Origin of the sequence: Peribacillus acanthi, assembly GCF_003073175.1 — a bacterium.
In the GTDB taxonomy this organism is placed as follows: Bacteria; Bacillota; Bacilli; order Bacillales; family DSM-1321; genus Bacillus_BN; species Bacillus_BN acanthi.
Window position 1 is genome coordinate 85,833 of record NZ_QBBX01000004.1, and the last position, 1,650, is coordinate 87,482.

Sequence of the window (1,650 nt, forward strand, 5' to 3'; positions counted from 1 at the left end):
TACTCGTGGATATTCATTTCCCATCCTCCTATCGACTGTAACCATTTAAGAAATTGGACAACTTTCCAATTCTAATCCGTTTGAAATTTAATGATAAATTCCAATTAACAAAAAATAGACTGCGCTTACATTGTATAAAAAGAGGAAAAGGATGTCTAGCATTACAGGGCAAATACTATCAAAATCATAATATTTTTTTGTGAAATAATATTTGACTCTTGTTTTATATTCATAAATTTGACTTTTTTGTGAAGAATCTCAAGAATAATTACTATTTTACGATTCTATTTTTCACCACTCTAAATCTAGCAAGTTGATGGTGCAATTACATAAAATATTAAACCAACAATGAGCTTAAATATTGCTCTAAAAGTTAAAGATACTTAACGACCTTTTTCAAAAAATTTTTCATAGATTTAGATTTTTGTCATCATTAGTATTACTGCATTTCAAGCTTTCAAATGGTGTATTGTCCCTTTTTATATTCAACTCACCATTTAAGTAAACTGTCTTAATGTTAATAGTTAGAATATTTTCCTAATAAAACAAAAAAACAGCCATATTTCAGGCCGTTTGTAAATACCCCTCTAATTCTTCAATAAATCATGAAGAGCATTTTTCAAATGTCCACCATGATTTGATAATGCAAATTGAATCTGACTTGCTTCTTTCCCAGTCAATAAATATAGGATTGCCCCTTTAGTATCTTCAAAAAGAGCAAGAGCCTCTGAAGCAACTTCTAAGCTTACCCCTGTCGCTTCTGCAACGATTAATTTTGCACGCTCTCTCAGCTTTTCATTAGTAGGTTGAACATCAATCATGAGGTTGCTAAATACTTTCCCTATACGAATCATCGAAGCTGTTGTAAGCATATTCAATACTAGCTTTTGCGCTGTACCTGCTTTCAATCTTGTGGAACCCGTTACGGCTTCAGGACCTGTTTCAATAAGCATGACAACATCTGCAGCTTCTTCCATTTCTCTTCCATGGCTACACATGATTGCACCAGTTTTAGCACCAAAAGACTTTGCCGTTTTCATTGCTTCAATAGTGTATGGTGTTCTGCCGCTTGCAGCTATACCTACCACTACATCCAGATTAGATACTGCAAGCTCAGTGATATCATTCGTAGCAGCATCTCGATCATCCTCTGCTCCCTCTAGGGCGAACTGAAGTGCTTTTTCTCCTCCGGCTATCAGACCAATCACCATGCTTGGATCTGTGCCAAAAGTAGGGGGACACTCCGATGCGTCCAGTACACCTAACCTACCACTTGTGCCTGCTCCTACGTATATGAGTCTACCCCCTTTTTTAAATGACTCAACGATGTGATCAACCATTTGAGCAATTTGCGGCAAGATTTTTTCAACAGCTTGTGGAACTAAATGGTCCTCTTGATTAATCACACTTAGGATATCAAGACTTGAAAGCGTATCTATATTAAATGTTCTGGGATTCCTTTTTTCAGTTAATATGTTTTGTAGGTTCATAATCTTCCCCCAGTATATTTAAATTTCCGGTCTCCATTAGGAGGGAAAGTGATTGAGCCTAGTATGGCTTGTTGTTTTGCACCTGTTGCACTTGGGACGTTTGATGGATTTTGATGAACCGTTTCATTAGCCAATAAAGCAAATGCAATTGCCTCTTTTG

2 protein-coding genes are annotated in these 1,650 nt (G+C 36.2%); both read right to left on the minus strand.

Annotated elements, in window-relative coordinates; genetic code table 11:
• Window positions 1–587: 587 nt before the first annotated feature.
• The gene (murQ, locus tag DBX25_RS05115) at window positions 588–1,490 is read right to left on the minus strand and encodes an N-acetylmuramic acid 6-phosphate etherase (protein ID WP_108669705.1); all 903 of its coding nucleotides are present in this window, start codon (window positions 1,488–1,490) and stop codon (window positions 588–590) included.
• A partial coding sequence (locus DBX25_RS21155) for an anhydro-N-acetylmuramic acid kinase (RefSeq protein WP_240620182.1) occupies window positions 1,487–1,650 on the minus strand: 164 nt, incomplete at its 5' end. The genes DBX25_RS21155 and murQ, both read right to left, overlap by 4 nt.

Bases quoted from the DNA above. Each gene is read 5' to 3' on its own strand.
- murQ (WP_108669705.1), bottom strand. From the start codon at position 1,490: ATGAACCTACAAAACATATTAACTGAAAAAAGGAATCCCAGAACATTT.